Here is a 19,666-nt window from a genome sequence, read left to right on the forward strand (position 1 = left end):
AGAAAAAAGTCGCTATAAAATCATAATTCTCGCTATATAAATGATTTTTTCGCTATATAAATATTTGTGGGCATTATTTTTATTTATAACCGGCGTTGAAAAAGCTTGCCAGGACATAAAAACCATCCCTTTTCCTTAATTATTTCTCGGGAAAGCGCAGGATTTGACTTTATTTTCGCTGTTTGTCGAGTTTTGGGCTATTTTAGGATTAGTAAATATACGTATCTACCTCCAGCTGATCACCGCTGGAGGTTTTTCTTTACAACATCAGCGAGAAGATTTTGCTTATTTCTGTCGATAGAAAAAATGAGTATTTTCCTAGACAGAAGTTAAATTTTTTGTTTAAGTTTTCAGTATAGATAGAAATTTCTAAAAGAATAGGGGTTGAGGAATTGATTCAGTTTAAGAAGCCAGATGTTGAGAATTTTTATCGTACGTTTAATGTTCAAGCTTTTACAGTAAGCCCTGATGAAAAACAATTGGTGTTCAGTACAAATTTAACAGGCAAGTATAATCTATGGGCAATGGATTTGCCGAACCAGTACCCGTATCCGCTGACGTTCATTGATCAAACTTGCCAGGCATTGCGCTATTCGAATGAAGGCGAGTTTTTGGTTGTTGGTTTTGACCAGGATGGCGATGAAAACGGGCAGCTTTATGCGCTTCCACCTGCAGGGGGCGAAATGGTGCCACTCCGTACGGCTGAAGGCCACCGCCATATGCTTCCGTTTTTATCAAAGGATGACCAGCGTCTCTACTATACTTCAACAAAAGGCAACCAGACCTACCTGAACATTTACCGTTATGATATTGAAAATGATGTGGAAGACATTGTGGTTGAGGGTGAAGGTGCTGCGTGTTTCTTAGTGGCTGTTGACGAAGACGAGAACCATTTTGCCTATATCAAGCAATATGCAAATACATACGCGCCGGGCTTTATTTTTCAGAATGGGCAATCGTATTCCCTGACTCCGGAAACGGATGAGCAATTTACTGTGGGTGAGGGAGTATTCGTTGGGAACGAGTACTATTTTGTCACAACTTTTGGTGAGGATTTTGATTATCTGGCAAAGTTCAATCTAGAGAGCCATGAATTTTCAAAGGTCCTTTCTATTGAAAAAGAAGAATTTGGTGCGATTCGATATGATGAGAGTTCCAATAGCCTTTATTTTGTTACATCAAAGGGTGTGGAAGATTATTTGTATCGATACAGTCTTGCTGACGGATCGTATGAAAATATGAATCTTCCTGCTTCGATCATCCAGGGCGGTACGGTTGCCAAAAGCGGTAATGTGTATATCTTAGCTGGGTCAGCGACAAAGCCAAACAATATATACATGATGGAAACGGGTAGTGATGAATGGAAGCAACTGACCAACCTTGCTGTTCCAGGTGTGAAGGAAGAAGACCTTGTAACTCCTAAAGTGATCACCTATCCATCCTATGATGGACTTGCAATGGAAGCATTATTTTTCAAAGCGAATGAGGACGTAAACAATGGCCACGTCATCCTTTGGCCGCATGGGGGGCCACAGGCAGCTGAAAGGAAATTTTTCCGGTCGATGTTCCAGTTCCTTGTCAACAGAGGATACAGTATTTTCGCACCGAATTTCCGCGGTTCAACCGGTTATGGACTGGCCTTCACAAAGATGGTCGAGGGAAATTGGGGAGAAGGACCACGCCTGGATAATATCGCCGGACTTGAATATCTTTACGAGAACGGATTTGCTGACAGAAATAAGACATTATTGATGGGTGGAAGTTTCGGCGGATATATGGCACTTCTGTTGCACGGACGCCATCCGGAATATTTCAAAGCTGTTGTTGATATCTTCGGGCCGTCGAACCTGTTCTCATTCATCGAATCAGTCCCAGAGCACTGGAAGCCAATAATGAACCAATGGGTAGGCGACCCGGTCAAGGACTTCGATAAATTGACAGAGTTCTCACCAATCACTTATCTGGACACCATGACAAAACCTATGCTAATCATTCAGGGCGCAAACGACCCTCGTGTTGTTAAGCAGGAATCCGACCAGATTGTTAAAGCACTTCAGGAAAAAGGCCGTGAAGTCAAATATCTCGTGCTGGAAGATGAAGGACATGGATTCTCAAAAAAAGAGAATGAAATCCTCGTGAACCGGACGATTCTTGAATTTTTTGATCAGTTTGTTGGGGAAAAGGTATTGGCGGAATAAGCTAGGAGAGAAGCTCGGAGTAAGCTATTCTTTTCTGATAAATAATGTTTAAGTAAATGGCGTGGGAATTTTCCACGCTTTTTTTTACTTGTGGAAGGGTTATCTGATTAGCATTGGAATTTTATGTTAAAATGTTAATGATAATATTTTTAGTTTAGAAAAGTAATTAATACAGATTTTTTTAAAAGGGGATTTATTGATGGGAATACCCAAAGTCGTGGATACAATTTTAACTGAATATATAAATCTATTTAATAAACATTTTCCTGGAACGATCGAAGGGTTATATGTACACGGTTCAATTGCCCTAAATGCATACGTCGAAGATTCAAGCGACATCGATTTTATCACAGTGACCAAAAGGCGTTTTACAGAAGAGGATTCAAAAGCTTTAACTTTTATACATACAACAATTGCAGATAAGTATCAAAAGCCGGAAATGGACGGAGTCTATGTACTTCCCGAGGATTTAGGAAAACTCCAAAATGAGGATAAATACGCCTATTATAACAATGGTGAACTTAGGTTCGGTGATTACTTTAATTTTAATCCGATAACCTGGTGGGTGTTAAAAAGAAATGGAATCACCATTTTAGGGGATGAGCTAGAAAATTTTCATTTTGACGTTCAACCTCAACAGTTATCTTCGTATGTACTTGGGAACATGAATACTTATTGGACAAATAGGATTAAAATGGCTGAAGCTTCAATGGACCAACTGGTAAATCTACCGAGCGAAAAAATAGATTTTGAAATAGAGTGGACTGTATTAGGGTTACTGCGCCAGCTCTATACGATAAAGGAATATGACGTTGTATCCAAGTTGGACGCTGGTGAGTATGGTTTAACCCAATCGCCAGTGGAATGGCACAATATAATAAAGGAAGCTATTAATATACGTAAAGGTATAAAGACAGAGATTTTTAGCACAGAGTTAGAGAAATTGGATCAAACAATAAGATTCTCAAAATTTCTCATTAAATACTGTAATAACAGCTTAGTCAAAAGTTAATGCCACTTTTAAAACATGGCATCGAAAAAACTTTTTCTGTATGCGTATAATTTCCCATGTCCCATTCGTTATACATAGTGAATGAATTAAAAGGAGGTACCTATGGGAAAATCAGACGAGAATAACATGTTAACCTTTACTGAGAAAAATCGGGAATTAAAGGTTGAGTTCAATCAAATGATTGAGGCATATAGAGAAGGGTTATGGAGGTATTGTCGCTATTTAACAGGATCACCGTGGGATGGCGAAGATCTCTTCCAGGAAACGATGGTCAAAGCATTTGGAAGTATCTATCAACGCTGGCATCCTACTAATCCAAAGTCTTATCTTTATAGAATAGCTACAACTACATGGATTGATCATTGCCGTAAACAAAAGCGTATTGTAGGCCATCTGGAAGAAAAGGATGTTGAGGTAGAATATAATACCGAAAGCTTTGATGCAGAAGAGGCTATAGAGTATCTATTAGCATTATTTAATCCACGTCAAATCGCGGTATTTCTCCTAAAAGAAGTTTTTACATTTACCGCAAATGAAGTCGCAGGGATGGTTAAAACAACACCAGGTGCTGTATATGCAACCGTAAGGAGAATGTACAAGCAACTGTCAGACAATCCTATTCAAGAAAAAACTAATCGTTTTCCTTCCTTAGATAAACCAGATAATAACACAATAATACAATCTTATTTAAAAGCATTAAATGAGGGAGACGTTGATAAAGTGTTAGAACTCATGAGTGAACAAGCACAAAATGAGGCTCCACTGGGATTTCAAGAATTTTCAAAACAAGAAATGCGATCTGGTTCTATGCGTTATGGACTTCCTGGCTTCCGAGCAGAGGAGCATTTGCTTTGGGGTAGAAATGTTATAGTGGTTTTTTCTGAAGCAGAAGATGGGACTAGGATGATTCATGATATACAGTATCAAGAGGTAGAGAACGATAAAATTGTGCTTCACAGAAGTTTTTATTTCTGCAAAGAATTTATATTTGCTGCCGCAGAAGAACTGAATGTTCCACCTCAATTAGAGAAACCTGTAGTCGATTGGAGACCTAAACCGAAAGTTGATAAATAAACATCTCTTTCTTTTATACAAATATTGTATAAATGGCTGTACCCGATTTGGAGGGTTAATATTGGAGTTCAGGACGGAAAGATTATTAATTAGACCTTTTAACAGTGAAGACTTGCAAGATGTTTTTGCCATTTATAAGGATGAGGATACATGTAAGTATCTTTTACATGATTAGTGGACAGAGGAAAATAAGTGGGAGAAATTTGATAAAAAATTAAAAAATAATACACTCACAAAAGGAACAATGTTAAGTTTAGCAGTAGTCAATGAAACTAAAGTAATTGGTGATTTATCTGTATGGTATACAAGTATGAAAGATTCGGTTGAGATTGGATATTGTTTTGCTAGTGAAGTCTCAGGAAAAGGCTATGCAACAGAAGCGGTGAGCAGCTTAGTCAGGTGGCTATTCAGTGAGTTTCAAGTGCATCGTATACAAGCCACTCTTGACGCAAGAAATAATTCATCCCAAAAATTATGTGAACGAATAGGGATGAGAAAAGAAGCTCATTTCAAAAAAGATTTTTGGAATAAGGGTGAATGGACCGATAGCATGGTGTATGGAATGTTGTTTTCAGATTTGAATTAGTAGAAATGTGTTAGAATTTTTTACGGCAGCATTCTTCCTATACACTCAATAATGAAGTAATGACAAGATGGCGTGATCAAACTGATGTCAGTTTGCACGTCATTTTTGTACCTCATTGAGCTCATCGAGTTTTGAAAAACCTTAAAATTAATATAGATGTGCTCCTTGGATATATAGGTAATTATGTTAAAATTGTATAAAATTTCATGTGAGTGAGCCAGGGAGGATAAGAGAATGTATAGTATCGAAGAGAGAAAAAGTTATTTTGATCGCACTATAAGAGAATTGGTATCTTCAAATTTAGTTGAGGGCATTGTTCAAATTGGCTCGGGAGTAATTGGGTATAACGATGAATACTCTGATATTGATTTAATGGTTGCTACAGACGAAATCGCAGACGCTGAAATCACGAGAGATTTTGTTCGTGAAACACTCTGCGACTTTGGTCCTATATATATTAAAAATAAGCAGTTCAGCAAAGATATTTTCCTGGTGATCGCAATCATGCATAACGGACTGGAATTTAACATTTCGATTGTTCCAAGAGAATTTTTATCGGTAAAATCACAGTTGTGGAAGGTGCTTGTCGATAAAACAGGATTGGTAACCGAGAAAATGAATGCGGAAAATGATCGTTTTTTAAGCAAACAAGTCAAATATAATGTAGGAATTGATGTACCGTTTGAGTTCTTTTATTGCGCGCGTTCTTTAGACAAAGAATTGAAGCGGAATAACCTCGTTTATGCACTGAAAATGCTAGAGGAAATGAGGGATTTGACCTTAATTGTACAGGCATTAAATGAAGATAAAAAACTTCATCAATTTAAGGCTTACAGCAGCTTGGACCCGAAATTCATAGAGAGTTATTTATCAACCTTTTCGGGAGAACCAACTGTTGAAAATATCAGGTCTTCCTCGGAAAAACTAACAAAGTTATTTATTAACACGGTGGAACAAAGTTTGATTTTTTCTATGGACTCAGTATTAGATGGTCTTTTACAAGTTCAATTTACGTAAACGCTCGGATATCCGGGCGTTTTTATTTTGAATGGAAATTTTTAAAAGAGTAATGGACACTTAAATAGGGAAAACAAACTCTGGAATCAAAAGAGGAGGTTTTTAAAAATGGCAAAAGTACTGGCAGTATTATCAAGTGGATATAAAGATGAAAAAAATAATTATGAAACTGGCTGGTGGGGTGAGGAATTATTCGCTCCGATGCAGATTCTGGAGGAAGCGGGACATCAGGTTGACATGGCATCCCCGCTTGGAGGCAAGCCTCAAATAGATAAGGTGAGTATAAGTAAGGATTATGATCCAAAAGGCATTTATAAAGAACTTTACGAATCTGGCAAAGCGGATCATACGATGAAGCTTTCTGATGTGAATCCAGATGAATATGATGTTGTGCTTGTGGTCGGCGGGCATGGTGCAATGTATGACCTTGCAAAGAATGAAGACTTGCATAATATCATGAACAAAATCCAAGATGCGGGCGGGATTGTTGCAGCAGAATGCCATGGTCCGGCACCACTTGTATTCGCCAAGCGTCCTAATGGGGAAAGCTTCATTGCAGCCAAAAAAGTAACCGGTTATCCAGACGAAATGGAGCCAGAAGGTTTATTGGACATCCTGCCTTTCAGTTTGGAACAGGAAATGAGAAAAATAAGCGAATATGACCAGGGTGACCTGGAAAAAACAGGGCATGCTGTATGGGCAGACGAGCAACTCGTTACAAGCCGCGATCCGTTTTCTTCAAAGTTGATGGGAGAAGAGCTAGTCAAGGCACTTGAAAAGAGAAAGAAATAACAGAATTTTTTAATGAAGAAATCGGCAAACTGTTACAAAAGGAGTGGATTGGAAAAATGGGAAATGAAAATAAAGTGGCCATAATCACTGGTGGCGGCAGTGGGCTAGGCCAGGCAACCGCCCTTAGGTTAGCTGAGGAAAAAGTAAATATTGCAGTCGTTGATATCAGTGAAAAAGGCGGGAACGAAACAGTCGAAATGCTAAAAGAGCGCGGTGTGGAAGCGATTTTCATCAAGGCTGATGTCTCTAAGCAAGAAGACGTGAAAAGATATGTCGATCAAACGGTTGAAACTTTCGGCAAGATCGATTACTTCTTTAATAATGCAGGAATTTCGGGAAGCGGTTCGTATTTTCTGGACTCTTCTATCGAAGAAATTCAGCAGATCGTCGGAATTAATCTTTTAGGAGCCCTTTATGGTGTCCGTTATGTTGGCGAGGTGATGTTAAAGAATGGCGGAGGGTCCATTGTAAACACTTCTTCAAGTGCAGGGGTGATTGGGCAGGACTCTGTTGTTACCTATTCTGCTACAAAGCATGGAATAGTTGGATTAACAAAGAGCATGGTCGCAGAGTACGGAAAAGATGGTCTGCGAGTGAATGCAATTGCCCCTGGGCCAACCGAGACTCCAATGGTCAAGGATTTTTATGAAGCAAATCCAGCCATGAAGGAAAATGCAACAAAAGGAATTCCGCAAAGACGTCTCGGCACGCCGGAAGAAGTTGCCGAACTGGTCACATTCCTGCTCACATCCAAAGCTGAGTATATCAATGGCGAAGTAATCAGGATTGATGGCGGGTTTACGAACACAAAATAATGAGGAAGCCGGGGGAAGGAATGTCTTTCCCGGCTTATTTTAGTTGCAGTTTACAAAACTCAACCCCCACATTATGTGGGGGCTTTGCTAACCGGTATAAACCCCTTCGCAGGTATTTGCCTTTGGTTCATAATAACAATGCTGTTTAAACTGTCCAGAAAAAGGCTGGTCATACCAAGTCGGCGGACATGGCGCGTACGGATTGAAATACCAGAGAGCAAACTTGGAAGGATGTTGACGCCAATAATCCAATGTTTGCTTTGCCAATCTTTTTTCAACACTCCTTGCTCTGTTATAAAAGACATTTCCCTTTTGCACAGCCTCAAACGAATAATTCCCACCCTGGATCTGGAAAATCACAGACCGGATAGAGCGTAAATCTTTAAAGTCAAGACAATTGGATACCAACCGATTGACAACGACATTGCCCACCATCAGCATTCCCAGCTGACCCTCACCCTCGGCTTCCGCCCTCATCATCCTTGCCACCAATGCAACATCACTGTCCGTATACTTGACCCTTGGCATTTTGATCACCTCTACAGAAATTATATTAGGAACAGCCTGTCATAATGTTAAAGGGTTCAGGATAGAAGGATAAATGGAATAAAAGAGGCATTTTATGTTGAGTTGCAGCAAGGCAGCAAATGACCCTTTGGTATTAGAATCTTTATGGTCTTAAGTCAGGCGAACATGTGACTGTAAAAAAAGAAAAAGAAATACTGTAACAGGCAAAACCGAGCTGCGACCGAAAATGGAGAAGTGAAGGAATACGGTCGGAGAAACTGTCGGGTTGCGACCGAAAAAGAAGAATAGAGGAAATACGGTTGGAGAAACTGCAGTGCTGTGACCGAAAATGAAGAATTGAAGGATATATGGTCCGAGCTTAACCAAAGCTGCGCCCAAAATTAGAGAGGTGAAAGAAGTACGGTCGCAGACAAAGCAAGGCTGCGACCGAAAAAGAAGAATAGAGGAAATACGATTGGAGAAACTGCAGTGCTGTGACCGAAAATGAAGAAGTGAAGGATATACGATCGGAGCTTAACCAAAGCTGCGCCCAAAATTAGAGAGGTGAAAGAAATACGGTCGCAGACAAAGCAAGGTTGCGACCGAAAATGAAAAATGGAAGAAATTACGGTCGCAGCCAGAGCCGAGCCTCGATCGAAATTGAAGTAGTAAAGGAATTACGGGTCACAAATAAAACCAAGCTAGCTGAACCACTTTTTGCAACAGTATTTATGCTTCTATTGAAGACCAAGTGAACTGTAAGCCACCTACAGCTGATATACGTAAAAATCACAAATCCCTGTCACTCAACCTCTTCATCTTTAAAAAGGGCAGGGTTTGCGGAGTTATTCAAGCTTTGTGTTGATGCCCAGAGGTTCCCTAGGAATCTCGGCATCATTTGCTGGGATGGCAGTCTGCCGTATCGTGTGAAATAAATGAATAGTTTCAAATAAGTGCGTGCATTACCTTTAAGGTGGATTTCTTTTGCGTAAAATTCGTTCTCTGTGACAGTCGCGAATGAGCGAGTTTCAAAGCCGGAGATGAAGCGAGTTCTTTCTCCTTTGTATTCATTCTCAATGAAATGAATTTTCTTTATGATCGTCGGGTCATCGGTGCCATCGTAATTGGCAAGCCGGGCCTGGTTAAAGGCAGAAACGGTATCAAGATCATCCACAAGTGATAACACATGGCCGTATGCTTTATCATGTCCCTCATAAAATGGTCTAATCTCCAGTTTTTCCATTATATCAACAAGTTCAAGATGCTCGTCTTTTAAATAGGGTGGACGAAAAATCTGCCTGGAGAGCTTCAATTCGTCTAGCGTATTGCATTCCATTGAACTGAAAAAGTACCATTGTCCCTGGTCATCGAGACAAACATCATAGGTTTGTCCGTCTTTTTTTAGAAGGTAATTCCTAAAGCGATTCTCTGTATCAAAAGTAAAATCCCGCTCCGAATCTTTTCCTGGCATGAATCCAAATGGTGCCTCGATTGGGACAGCGATTTCTGAGTATAACTTATTCTTCACTCTCAAACACACCTTTGCTTAGTAATCATACAATCAGATTACCCAATCACCTTCGGGGGAACACATTTAATTTCAATATTAGATACTCATAACGGAAAGGAAATGGTAATATTTAACTAAGTATCTTGGTTTTAAAGAAAGGGCGATAGCGTGAAAAAAATAGCGATGATTTTTATTCTTTTTATGGGTTCAGGCTGCCAGAAGGACGAACAAACTCTGCCTGAAATAAAAGAGATACCGCAAGATTATATTCAGTCGGAGGATGATGTGGTCGACATCCAAGGCGAGATGACAAACCTTGAAGTATTTTACTCTTTTTTGAATCGTGTCAAGCAAGGACAAAAAAGCGAAATCAGGGTAGTCACCCATACCACAGAGGGAGCCCCTATGCTACATGATTTGGTTTTTGACGGTGAAAACATTCAATCAACCTATGATTCTACAAGGGATGGATTCGGATATGGAAGTATTGAACAGTCCACATGCGAAAGGGTTGTTGAAAAAGTGCTAGGAGATCAAACTGAGTATGTGCTAGAAGGCTGTAACAACGGTGATGGAGAAAAAACGGTTCTCCTTGTCGAAAAAAAATAAAAAGCCTGGACACCCAAGCTTTCTGAAAGAGGGGCGCTGGATGAAAAGATTAGTTGTCATAACAGTTGGCAAAACCCATAGTGGTAAAACAACTTTTGCAAGGGATCTTGAGAAAGAGCTGTATCACTCCATTGTAATGGACCAGGACAGTCATGCCGAATTTATTAATACATATTATAAAAAACTCCAGCCGAAAGATGGCCCCAATACACTCAAACATGCAATTTCAAAACTGATTGTTCAATATACAATTGAGCACACGAATCATCATCTTATCATATGCAATTCTAATCGCAGTCGAAAAGGCCGGTCTTACCTGCTTGAAGAATTGTTTCCGCCAAGAAGTTTCACTCGCATCCTGGTCCACTTTGATATCCCAGACAATATTCTCGAAGAACGTATAGCACTAAGTCGACGCAGTAAAGATATTTTCCGCGGAAACTATTCCAGTTTTATGGACGTATTAGATAACCAGCGGGAAGATTCTTTAAAGGAGGATGTCATCGATCCAACGAAAGATGAAGCAGACTTTTTATATGTGATAAAAGATAGCAAAGATACCCAGACTGTTATTCAGAAAATTTTACATATTGCCAAAAGTGCGGGGGAGTACTTATGAAGAAAATTCTCATCTTTATGTTTCTCTTTTTACTGTCGGGTTGCGGCCCCCGATTGGATGGGAATGCTGAATTAGCTAAACAATATCTTGAAGATAAAGGGTACTCCATTAAGTCATATGAGGGGAAGCAATCATTCACTTTCCAAAAGGAGGATTTACTGAATAAACCTTACGATATGGTGTGGGCGGTCCAGCGAGTGAAACCGGATCCTTATATCGGAAAGGAAATAACACAGGAAGTATTCATTGTTAAGAATCATCCACTTGGCAAAATTTACGGACCTCAAATCGGTTTTTCCAGCAAAGTTGAAATACGTGTTTTTATTTTTAACGATGAAATTAGCGGTGGAACATCTTTTCCCATTGGAAAAGGTATAGCGGGGTCGCCATATTCTCTTGATGGACTTACAGTTGAAGAGTTTCTGGATGAGGAGTATGGAGAATGGCGGGCGAAGTGGGATGAAAAGTATGGGGACTAGTGAAAATAAGTGTTAGATCTCGTAAGTAGTTCTGGTGCTTTGAAGAAAGCAATTAGGATTAGTGTGGCGAAATAGGCTCAATTGATTTTCAACTTAAACAAAGCAGAAGAATAAATTAAACATTCTTCTGCTTTTTGTTTTGTTATTACTATTTCAAAATTAACTGTTGTAAAAAGAACTTTTCAATACTAAAACGTGTACCGGGAACTCATTATCTAGAAATATACCAAATCGAATCAAATATGATATATTACAATTATCAGAAAATTTAAAAGGTAAATGAGTGGGGGAAAGAAACGTGGATTTCGATGTAATTGTTGTCGGAGCAGGACTTGCCGGTCTTGTAGCTACAGCTGAAATGGCTGATGCGGGTAAAAAGGTCTTGCTTTTGGATCAGGAGCCGGAAGCGTCAATGGGTGGCCAGGCATTCTGGTCGTTTGGCGGATTGTTCCTGATTGATTCACCAGAACAGCGGCGGATGGGAATAAAAGATTCTAAGGAACTCGCATGGCAGGACTGGCTGGGAACCGCGGGGTTTGACCGGGAAGAAAATGAGGATTATTGGGGCAGAAAATGGGCTGAAGCCTACGTTGATTTTGCTGCGGGGGAAAAACGAGCCTGGTTAAAAGAAATGGGTGTCCGATTCTTCCCGGTTGTTGGCTGGGCGGAACGAGGCGGTTATCTCGCTGATGGACATGGAAACTCTGTGCCACGGTTTCATATCGTCTGGGGAACCGGTCCTGGCATTGTTGCCCCATTTGAACGTAGGGTTCGTGAACATATTAAAAACGGACTAGTAAAGTTTCTTCCACGCCACAGGGTAGATCAGCTTATCACAAATAGTGGGGCGGTTGTTGGGGTTAGCGGTTCCGTTCTTGTACAAAGTACAGCAGCTCGCGGAGAGGATAGCAGCAGGGAAGTAGTCGGCAGCTTTGAATATCGATCCCAGGCGGTACTGGTGACAAGCGGAGGGATTGGCGGCAACCTTGACTTGGTGCGTAAAAACTGGCCAAGCCGGCTTGGCGAACCTCCCAAGGAAATGGTTATAGGTGTACCTGCCCATGTTGACGGCAGGATGCTGGCAATTACGGAGGAAGCAGGAGGGCGCATCGTGAACCGCGATCGCATGTGGCACTACACTGAAGGACTTAAGAATTGGAATCCTATATGGAGCAACCATGGAATACGAATCCTTCCTGGACCATCCTCCATCTGGCTCGATGCGACAGGAAAACGGTTCCAGGCACCAAATTTTCCGGGTTTTGATACATTAGGAACCCTTGATGCAATCAAAAAGACTGGCTATGATTATTCCTGGTTTATTCTGACGCACAAGATTATTGAAAAGGAATTTGCGCTTTCAGGCTCAGAACAAAATCCTGATCTAACAGGAAAAAGCATTCGTAAAGTAATTGGAAGGGCGTTACAAAGTGTTCCAGCTCCAGTAAAAGCTTTTATGGAAAAAGGCGAAGATTTTATTGTTGCCGATAATTTGGCCGACCTAGTTTCAGGCATGAATAAACTAACAGGCGAAAACCTGTTGAATATGGAACATATTAAAGTACAAATTGAAGCAAGAGACCGTGAAATCGATAATACATTTACAAAGGACCTGCAAATAACCTCTATGCGCGGCGCGCGTAATTACCTTGGTGATAAATTAATCCGGGCGGCATCACCGCACAAACTCCTGGATCCCAAAAACGGCCCTTTAATTGCAGTCCGTTTGAATATCCTCAGCAGGAAAACCTTGGGAGGCTTACAAACAGATTTATCGGGAAAAGTCTTGAATTCTTCTGGAGATCCAATTCAAGGATTGTATGCTGCGGGTGAAGTTTCCGGATTTGGCGGCGGGGGAGTACATGGATATCGCTCACTTGAAGGAACTTTTTTGGGCGGCTGCCTTTTTACAGGCCGCGTAGCAGGTAGAGCGATTGCGTCAGAATTATAGTAACATCATATTTTAGGAATAAATAATCATAGTTTGTTCAAGAAATAAAACCTTTGTATGTCTGAACAAAAAGAGAACGCCAGGAGATTAAAGTCCTAGCGTTCTTTGGTTTGCTATTTGCATCGGTATGTTATCACTAATATTTTTGATCATTTCTCCAATTTTAATGAAATTCACTTTATCTCATCCAAAATTCATATGCTGATATCGCCCTCGAATAATTTGATAGATTCCGTATAATATCAGCCCAATGGCAACGATTGCGAGCATCACTTGGCCAAATGGCTGGTTTGCCAGCTCGGTTAAGGCACCGCCGAGTCCTTTGGATTCGTTTGGATTATTGGTGTATGCCGTACGGATGAAGAAAAATCCGACCATGCTCAGGACAATCCCTCTGGATATTAGCCCGATTTTGCCTGACACAACAGCAATTTTGCGTTCTTTATCATCCATTTCGTAGGTCTTGAATTTCGACATGAATTTTTCTTTTGTCCCGCTATACAGTTCATAAACTCCATAGCCAATAATAATCGCTCCTACTATGCCAACCAGCCATTCGCCAAATGGCTGTTCCATTAACTTTGCGGAAATCGCTTTCTCTGAATTGTCTCCGCCAGCGGAACCGGTGTTGCTGGCTAATTTGATTGCGCCGTAAGCTAGATTCGCATAAATCAACCCACTAATAAAATATCCTGTCCTTTTGACCAGCCCTTTAGGATCAGTCCCTTCATTTTCAGGGTCCTTTATCGCGATAATAAACTCCCATAAAATATAACCGATCAGGCCAATTCCAATAAACCATAGTGCAATTTCACCAAATGGGATTGCAGCGATTGATTGCAAGGCTCCCGATGTTCCCGTTGTATCTCCTTTTGGTCCAAATGCGGCCAGTGCAGCAAGTACTCCAACCATCCCATAAACTAGCCCCTTGGCAACAAAGCCGAAACGCCCAAATCGGCGCACCCACGGTTTCATTTCTCTAACTTTATTTCTAACTTCTGCAGTCGACGGTGAATTCATATAACGAACACTTCCTCTATTATTCTCTTATTACTTAAAATGTTCCCCCTTTAGGTTAAAAGGAAACCAGCGGCACTGTGGAATGGTTTACCTGAATTGTTTAGTCGCTGGTATGTAAAAGCAAATTGTTTTATTTTTTACAGTGAGGGAAAAAGAAAGCTAAATCCAGTAATTTAAGGAGGTATTCAAATGCCTTACAAATCTCTAAAAGAACTGCCAGATTCAGTGAAAGATAACCTGCCGCACCACGCGCAGGAAATCTTCAAGGAAGCTTTCAATTCAGCTTCAGAGCAATATGATGAAGAAGAAACAGCCTTTAAAGTCGCCTGGAGCGCGGTGAAAAATGATTATGAGAAGAATGATGATGGTGATTGGGTGAAGAAAGAAGAGGATTAGAAGTGACAAGTTCACTCAAATATATTAATCTATTGGGCAAAACTTGAATAGATAAGTTGGCGTATGCACTGGCATACGTCATTTTTTTATGGAAAAATCTGCTGATTTAATTATACTGAGGTAGTGAGAGGAGTTTTTTTATGTACAAAATCATGCTTATAGAGGATGACCCTCAGCTGTGTGAACTGATTAAGGAGAATTTGGAGCGATATGGCTATGAGGTATTGCTTCCTCAACATTTTGCCCGTATAGAAGAAGAGTTTTTGACGATCAAACCTGACTTGGTTTTATTGGATATTAATCTTCCATACTATGATGGTTATTTTTTATGCAGGAGTATCAGACAAAAATCGACTGTGCCCATTCTGATGATTTCGGCGCGCAGTCAGGAGATGGATCAAATTTTGGCGATTGAAATGGGAGCGGATGATTTTATCACAAAGCCATTTACATTCGATATGCTCCATTCCAAGGTCAAAGCGACCATTCGCAGAGTGTATGGGGAATATGCTGTCATTGACGAGAAAAACACATGTGTCGGTCGGCTTTGCCTGGTGGAGAAAACAATGACACTTGAATATAAGGAAATGAAGGTCGAGCTTTCCAAAAACATTTTTAAGCTGCTGAAAAAATTGATGGAGAATGAGAGTTCCTTTGTCTCCAGGGAAGAGTTGATTGAAGAAGTTTGGGATTCTGTTCGGTTTGTCGATGACAATACGTTAACCGTCAATATGACAAGAATCAAACAAACACTGTCAGAACTCGGCTTGAAGGATTTGATTAAAAGCAAAAGAGGAGTTGGATATATGCTTAAGTATCCAGCGGGTGAATGAAATGGTGAAAACTTTTTTAAAAGACCGGCTTCTCTTGATCCTGATATACATAATAAATCTAGTTAGTATACTATCGTTTTTTTATCTCAGTGTTCCGGAGGATACCGAGTTTCTCTATCCTTCGATGATTGGTCTTTTTTTACTGATTATTTATTTGACTATTGACTGGCTGCGATTTTATCCAGGGAACCGGGCTGTTGCCCGACAGTTAAGAAATGAAGATGAGGAAATCGTCGCCCATACGGAAGAACAGAAGGCATTTAAAAAGTTATTGGAAAAGACTGTGAGTGAGCACTCTAAAAAGTATAATGACCTAAAAGAACAAAATAAAGAGAGATATTATTTTCTTTCACACTGGATGCATCATTTAAAAACACCCGTTTCGGTGATTGAGTTGATAATCAGTAAAGAGAGAAAATCAGATGTACTCGATAAAATTCAAAATGAAAACAAACGGCTCCATTCCTCGATTGAACAAGGTCTGACGATGATCCGGATGGACAACTTTGAAAACGACTTTGAACTTAAGTCTGTTGACTTACTCGCCTCACTGCGCAAATTGATTAATGCGCGGAAAAGAGAATGGATTTACCAGAGCATTTTTCCATCAATCGAATTCGACGAGGAAGATGCGTTTATTATCACTGATCCAAAATGGAACGAGATCATGATTGAGCAGATTATTTCAAATGCGATCAAGTATTCCGGGCAGAAGGCCGGGAACACGAAGTTGGTTTTCCGGATAGAGAAACAGATAGAACATGTTCGGCTATCGATTATAGACGAGGGTGTCGGAATCCCAGATTATGATTTGGAGCGAGTCTTCCAGCCATTTTTCACGGGAGAAAACGGAAGAAAGCATCCAGATTCAACTGGAATCGGCTTATACCTTAGTAAAAATATCGCCGACCGATTAGGGGCAACCATTGAAATCCAGTCAACGCAGGATGAAGGAACCACCGTCAAAATCCAATGGTTGGCTGGCAAGAAACAAAATAGGCTTTGAATACCTTACAAAACTGTAAGGTATTTTTTAGCATCATCGATGGCTGTGGCCATTTGGGCGGATTATCATCAGGTTACAGGGATTTGGGATAAACTGATTCGGACAGAAACAATGATTAGTTTAAGGCCGAGGTAGTTTGACTCTAGATTTACCTTAATGGGGGGAAAAGAAATGCCTATTTTAGAAGCAAATACGATTGTAAAAGTGTACGGCGGTTCGAGTGTTGAAGGATCAACCAGAGCTCTTGACGGCGTCAGCCTTGCTGTGAACCAAGGAGAGTTTGTTGCCATCATGGGGCCGTCGGGCAGCGGTAAAACCACTTTGCTGAATATACTTAGCGGGATTGATAAACCCACATCAGGCGTGGTGTCCATTGCAGGTAAGGAATTAAGCAACATGTCTGGAGATGAGCTTGCGTTATTTCGCCGCAGGCAGCTTGGCTTTGTGTTCCAGGAGTTCAATCTGCTGGATAGTTTGACAGTTAAAGAGAATATCATGCTGCCAATGGTGCTTGAAAAGAAGTCAACAGCTGAAATGGAAACTAAAGCAAAGAGTCTGGCAGATCTTTTCGATATTCAATCGACATTGAATAAATATCCATACCAGATCTCGGGCGGGCAGCAGCAGCGAACAGCGGTGAGCCGGGCCCTTACGAATGAGCCAGCAATCATTTTTGCGGATGAACCGACGGGAAATCTTGATTCTAAAGCCTCCGCGGTAATCATGGAATCTTTTGAAAAAATTGTTGCAGAACTTGCGACGACCGTCTTGCTTGTGACGCATGATGTATTCGCAGCCAGCTACTGTCAAAAGGTTGTTTTTATCAAAGACGGTATGATTCATTCGAGCATTGTGAAAAAAGGGAGCAGAAAGGAGTTCCTGGACAGGATCATGGACCATCTTGCCGTTTTGGGAGGAAAAACTTATGACCTTTAATCAAGTAGTATGGAAGATGGCGAAGGTGAACTATAGAAAATATATCTTTTATTACCTGTGCAACAGCTTTGCGGTAATGTTTTTCTTTATGTTTTCAACTGTATACTTTAACAGGAGAGTGGAGGAGGGAAAACAAACGGAGAGCCTGCAGGATGCTTTGTCCATCCCAGGTGTCGCGCTAATTATCTTTACCGTCTTCTTTATCAGTTATGCTCATAATGTTTTCATGAAAAAGAGGCGAAGCGAGTTCGGGCTTTTCATGACTCTTGGGATGGCGAGGCGGGATATAAGCAAATTGCTAGTCCTGGAAAATGGGGTCATTGCCATCGCGTCGGTCTTTTCAGGGATATTAGCCGGAGCTGTGTTCTCGAGATTATTTTTCATGCTATTAATGAAGCTGATTGACTTGGAGGGAATTCCGTTCCATTTGTCTGGCAAAATGTTTGCATACTCCATCGGCGCATTTACGGCCGTCTTTTTACTGGCCGTTGGAAAATCATTGTTTCAAATGTTAAGAAGCAGCGTAATCCTCAGTATGAAAAGCAACAGGTTTGCAGAGTCAATCAAAATGAGAAGCCCACTCCTTGGAGCATTCGGCCTTCTGTTGCTGGTCGGTTCACTTCTGGTCCTTTATTTTACTTATCAGGATTCTTCGGGTGCATTCTTGCCACTTTGGACAATGGCAATGTTTTTAGGACTGTATATTTCTCTTAATCAGGCAACCAGTTTTCTGGTTAATCTGGCGAAAAGATTTCCCGGTTTTTATTATCGAAGACTGCTTTTCCTGAGCAATCTTGATTATAAATTCAAACAGCTGACTTCTATCGTTATGCTTGTGACAGTGATGATCATGATCACGATTTTTTATAGCACGCTCTTGTTGACTTTTTATAAGGCATCGGAAAAAGATGCTATTAACAATAATCCTTATGATGTGGCCTTTTTTCAGACAGAAACAAAGAATTCGATATCAGCCGGTGAACTCGGTAAGCTCTTTGATTTGGAAGAACATGAAACGATCCCAGTATTCAACTACTATGAAAAACTAGTGTATGTTGATGGATACCAAACCTATAATTTTATGTCATTAGATGATTTCAATAGGCTGACTTCTAATGAAAAGAAATTAACGGAAAATGAATATTTATTCTATTTAAACTCTGAACCAGAGTTTGCTCCTACAGAAACTGCGGAAAGTGTTGAGATTTCAATAGGAAATGACAAAAAAACTTTTAAGAAAAAAGATCAGGTAATTGAAAGAAACATCAATTTGCTTCCTAATGCGTACGAGTTCATTGTCGTTAACCCTGAAGTTTTCAGGAAATTAGGTGAGAGTTTTGAAGGGTATATTTTAAACCTTCAATTACTCAACGTGGAAGACTGGAAATCAAGTGGAGCTGCAGTGGAGCAGATAAAAGAACAATTAGCTGACGGAAATCAAGTAACTCCAAAAATCGAATACCCAGGCATCGAATCTGTCAGGGAAGAGGAATTGTTCAGAGTAGCATCCAAGGTGGGAGAATATGAAACCAATAAAACGACCAATGGAATGATGTTCTACGTCACTACATTCCTAAGTATTATGTTTTTTGTTGGAACGTTTGTCCTGCTGTATCTAAATCTATATTCCGAAGTTGAGACGGAAAAAGCCAAGTATCGAAAGTTGAATAAAATAGGGATGTCCGCAAAAGAAATAAAAGGGAATGTAACGAGAGAATTAGGTGCAATTTTCTTCGTCCCGACCTTGCTTGGAACGACGCTTGCCTTCCTGTACCTGGTAATCTTATCAACAGATGTAGGAGGAATCATGAAAAATCCGGATATTTTAATGCACTTCCTTCTAATCGCCGGAACATACCTGATTATTCAGGTAGGATCATTCTTTTATGCGAGGAAGAACATGTTAAAGCAGTTGCTGTAAAAGAAAATTGGGCACAAATAGAGCGGATTGGAGCCGTGATTTGTAAGAATATAGGAGGGTGAGGTCACCAATAGAGCGGATTGGAGCCGTGATTTGTAAGAATATAGGAGGGTGAGGTCACCAATAGAGCGGATTGGAGCCCTGATTTGTAAGAAAATAGGAGGATGAGGTCACCAATAAAGCATATTGGAGCTCTGATTTTTAAGAATATAGGAGAATTAGGTCACCAATAAAGTGTATTGGAGTCCTGATTTGTAAGATTATAGGAGAACGAGGTCACCAATATGACATATTGGAAATTCAATCTTCTCATGACGTGACATTCACCACCCGGAATATGCCGGAAAAATCAGGTGCGTTTCATTGTCCATCCGATTCCTCACAA

At 40.4% G+C, this 19,666-nt stretch carries 18 protein-coding genes and 1 pseudogene; 16 read left to right on the forward strand and 3 right to left on the reverse strand.

What is annotated here, in order from left to right:
* Positions 1 to 392: 392 nt before the first annotated feature.
* The 7 genes and pseudogenes from J7E38_RS10140 (at position 393) to J7E38_RS10170 (ending at position 7,494) form a co-directional block, all read left to right on the forward strand.
* Complete coding sequence (locus J7E38_RS10140) at positions 393 to 2,198, forward strand: S9 family peptidase (RefSeq protein WP_214705633.1); 1,806 nt, start codon at positions 393 to 395, stop codon at positions 2,196 to 2,198.
* A 199-nt stretch (positions 2,199 to 2,397) separates the two neighbouring features.
* Complete coding sequence (locus J7E38_RS10145) at positions 2,398 to 3,210, forward strand: aminoglycoside adenylyltransferase domain-containing protein (protein ID WP_214705634.1); 813 nt, start codon at positions 2,398 to 2,400, stop codon at positions 3,208 to 3,210.
* Between the two features lie 102 nt (positions 3,211 to 3,312).
* Positions 3,313 to 4,284, forward strand: a complete 972-nt coding sequence (locus J7E38_RS10150) for a sigma-70 family RNA polymerase sigma factor (protein ID WP_214705635.1) — start codon at positions 3,313 to 3,315, stop codon at positions 4,282 to 4,284.
* A 61-nt stretch (positions 4,285 to 4,345) separates the two neighbouring features.
* Positions 4,346 to 4,870, forward strand: a pseudogene (locus tag J7E38_RS10155) (GNAT family N-acetyltransferase).
* 234 nt (positions 4,871 to 5,104) lie between these two features.
* Complete coding sequence (locus J7E38_RS10160) at positions 5,105 to 5,887, forward strand: aminoglycoside 6-adenylyltransferase (RefSeq protein WP_214705636.1); 783 nt, start codon at positions 5,105 to 5,107, stop codon at positions 5,885 to 5,887.
* A gap of 108 nt (positions 5,888 to 5,995) precedes the next feature.
* Positions 5,996 to 6,679: a type 1 glutamine amidotransferase domain-containing protein gene (locus J7E38_RS10165; protein ID WP_214705637.1), complete on the forward strand. Its 684-nt coding sequence runs from the start codon at positions 5,996 to 5,998 to the stop codon at positions 6,677 to 6,679.
* Between the two features lie 56 nt (positions 6,680 to 6,735).
* The gene (locus J7E38_RS10170; protein WP_214705638.1) at positions 6,736 to 7,494 is read left to right on the forward strand and encodes an SDR family NAD(P)-dependent oxidoreductase; all 759 of its coding nucleotides are present in this window, start codon (positions 6,736 to 6,738) and stop codon (positions 7,492 to 7,494) included.
* Between the two features lie 87 nt (positions 7,495 to 7,581).
* Here the strand turns inward: J7E38_RS10170 and J7E38_RS10175 are convergent, their stop codons facing one another.
* Positions 7,582 to 8,022, reverse strand: coding sequence for a cell wall hydrolase (locus J7E38_RS10175; RefSeq protein ID WP_214705639.1), 441 nt, complete (start codon positions 8,020 to 8,022; stop codon positions 7,582 to 7,584).
* Between the two features lie 781 nt (positions 8,023 to 8,803).
* Positions 8,804 to 9,529 (reverse strand): hypothetical protein, encoded by a 726-nt coding sequence (locus tag J7E38_RS10180; RefSeq protein ID WP_214705640.1) that lies wholly within the window; start codon positions 9,527 to 9,529, stop codon positions 8,804 to 8,806.
* 150 nt (positions 9,530 to 9,679) lie between these two features.
* On the opposite strand from J7E38_RS10180, the gene J7E38_RS10185 reads away from it, so the two are divergent.
* From J7E38_RS10185 to J7E38_RS10200, 4 genes are all read left to right on the forward strand, one after another.
* Complete coding sequence (locus J7E38_RS10185; protein ID WP_214705641.1) at positions 9,680 to 10,120, forward strand: DUF4362 domain-containing protein; 441 nt, start codon at positions 9,680 to 9,682, stop codon at positions 10,118 to 10,120.
* A gap of 40 nt (positions 10,121 to 10,160) precedes the next feature.
* Complete coding sequence (locus J7E38_RS10190; RefSeq protein WP_214705642.1) at positions 10,161 to 10,739, forward strand: AAA family ATPase; 579 nt, start codon at positions 10,161 to 10,163, stop codon at positions 10,737 to 10,739.
* Positions 10,736 to 11,218, forward strand: a complete 483-nt coding sequence (locus J7E38_RS10195; protein ID WP_214705643.1) for a hypothetical protein — start codon at positions 10,736 to 10,738, stop codon at positions 11,216 to 11,218. The genes J7E38_RS10190 and J7E38_RS10195 overlap by 4 nt, the downstream gene beginning before the upstream one ends.
* Before the next feature lie 298 nt (positions 11,219 to 11,516).
* Positions 11,517 to 13,169, forward strand: coding sequence for an FAD-binding dehydrogenase (locus tag J7E38_RS10200; protein WP_215038426.1), 1,653 nt, complete (start codon positions 11,517 to 11,519; stop codon positions 13,167 to 13,169).
* A gap of 183 nt (positions 13,170 to 13,352) precedes the next feature.
* On the opposite strand, the gene J7E38_RS10205 is transcribed toward J7E38_RS10200, so the two are convergent.
* The gene (locus J7E38_RS10205) at positions 13,353 to 14,189 is read right to left on the reverse strand and encodes a DUF1206 domain-containing protein (protein WP_214705645.1); all 837 of its coding nucleotides are present in this window, start codon (positions 14,187 to 14,189) and stop codon (positions 13,353 to 13,355) included.
* 189 nt (positions 14,190 to 14,378) lie between these two features.
* On the opposite strand from J7E38_RS10205, the gene J7E38_RS10210 reads away from it, so the two are divergent.
* From J7E38_RS10210 to J7E38_RS10230, 5 genes are all read left to right on the forward strand, one after another.
* On the forward strand, positions 14,379 to 14,585 hold the full coding sequence (locus J7E38_RS10210) for a ChaB family protein (RefSeq protein WP_214705646.1): 207 nt from the start codon (positions 14,379 to 14,381) through the stop codon (positions 14,583 to 14,585).
* A 140-nt stretch (positions 14,586 to 14,725) separates the two neighbouring features.
* Complete coding sequence (locus J7E38_RS10215) at positions 14,726 to 15,418, forward strand: response regulator transcription factor (RefSeq protein ID WP_214705647.1); 693 nt, start codon at positions 14,726 to 14,728, stop codon at positions 15,416 to 15,418.
* Position 15,419: 1 nt separating this feature from the next.
* Entirely contained in the window at positions 15,420 to 16,424 is a 1,005-nt protein-coding gene (locus J7E38_RS10220) for a sensor histidine kinase (protein WP_214705648.1), read from the forward strand.
* Between the two features lie 171 nt (positions 16,425 to 16,595).
* Positions 16,596 to 17,360, forward strand: coding sequence for an ABC transporter ATP-binding protein (locus J7E38_RS10225; RefSeq protein WP_214705649.1), 765 nt, complete (start codon positions 16,596 to 16,598; stop codon positions 17,358 to 17,360).
* Positions 17,350 to 19,281: an ABC transporter permease gene (locus tag J7E38_RS10230; protein ID WP_214705650.1), complete on the forward strand. Its 1,932-nt coding sequence runs from the start codon at positions 17,350 to 17,352 to the stop codon at positions 19,279 to 19,281. Before J7E38_RS10225 ends, J7E38_RS10230 begins: the two co-directional genes overlap by 11 nt.
* Positions 19,282 to 19,666 lie beyond the last annotated feature (385 nt).

The organism is Bacillus sp. ISL-35, from assembly GCF_018613355.1.
In the GTDB taxonomy this organism is placed as follows: Bacteria; Bacillota; Bacilli; order Bacillales; family Cytobacillaceae; genus Mesobacillus.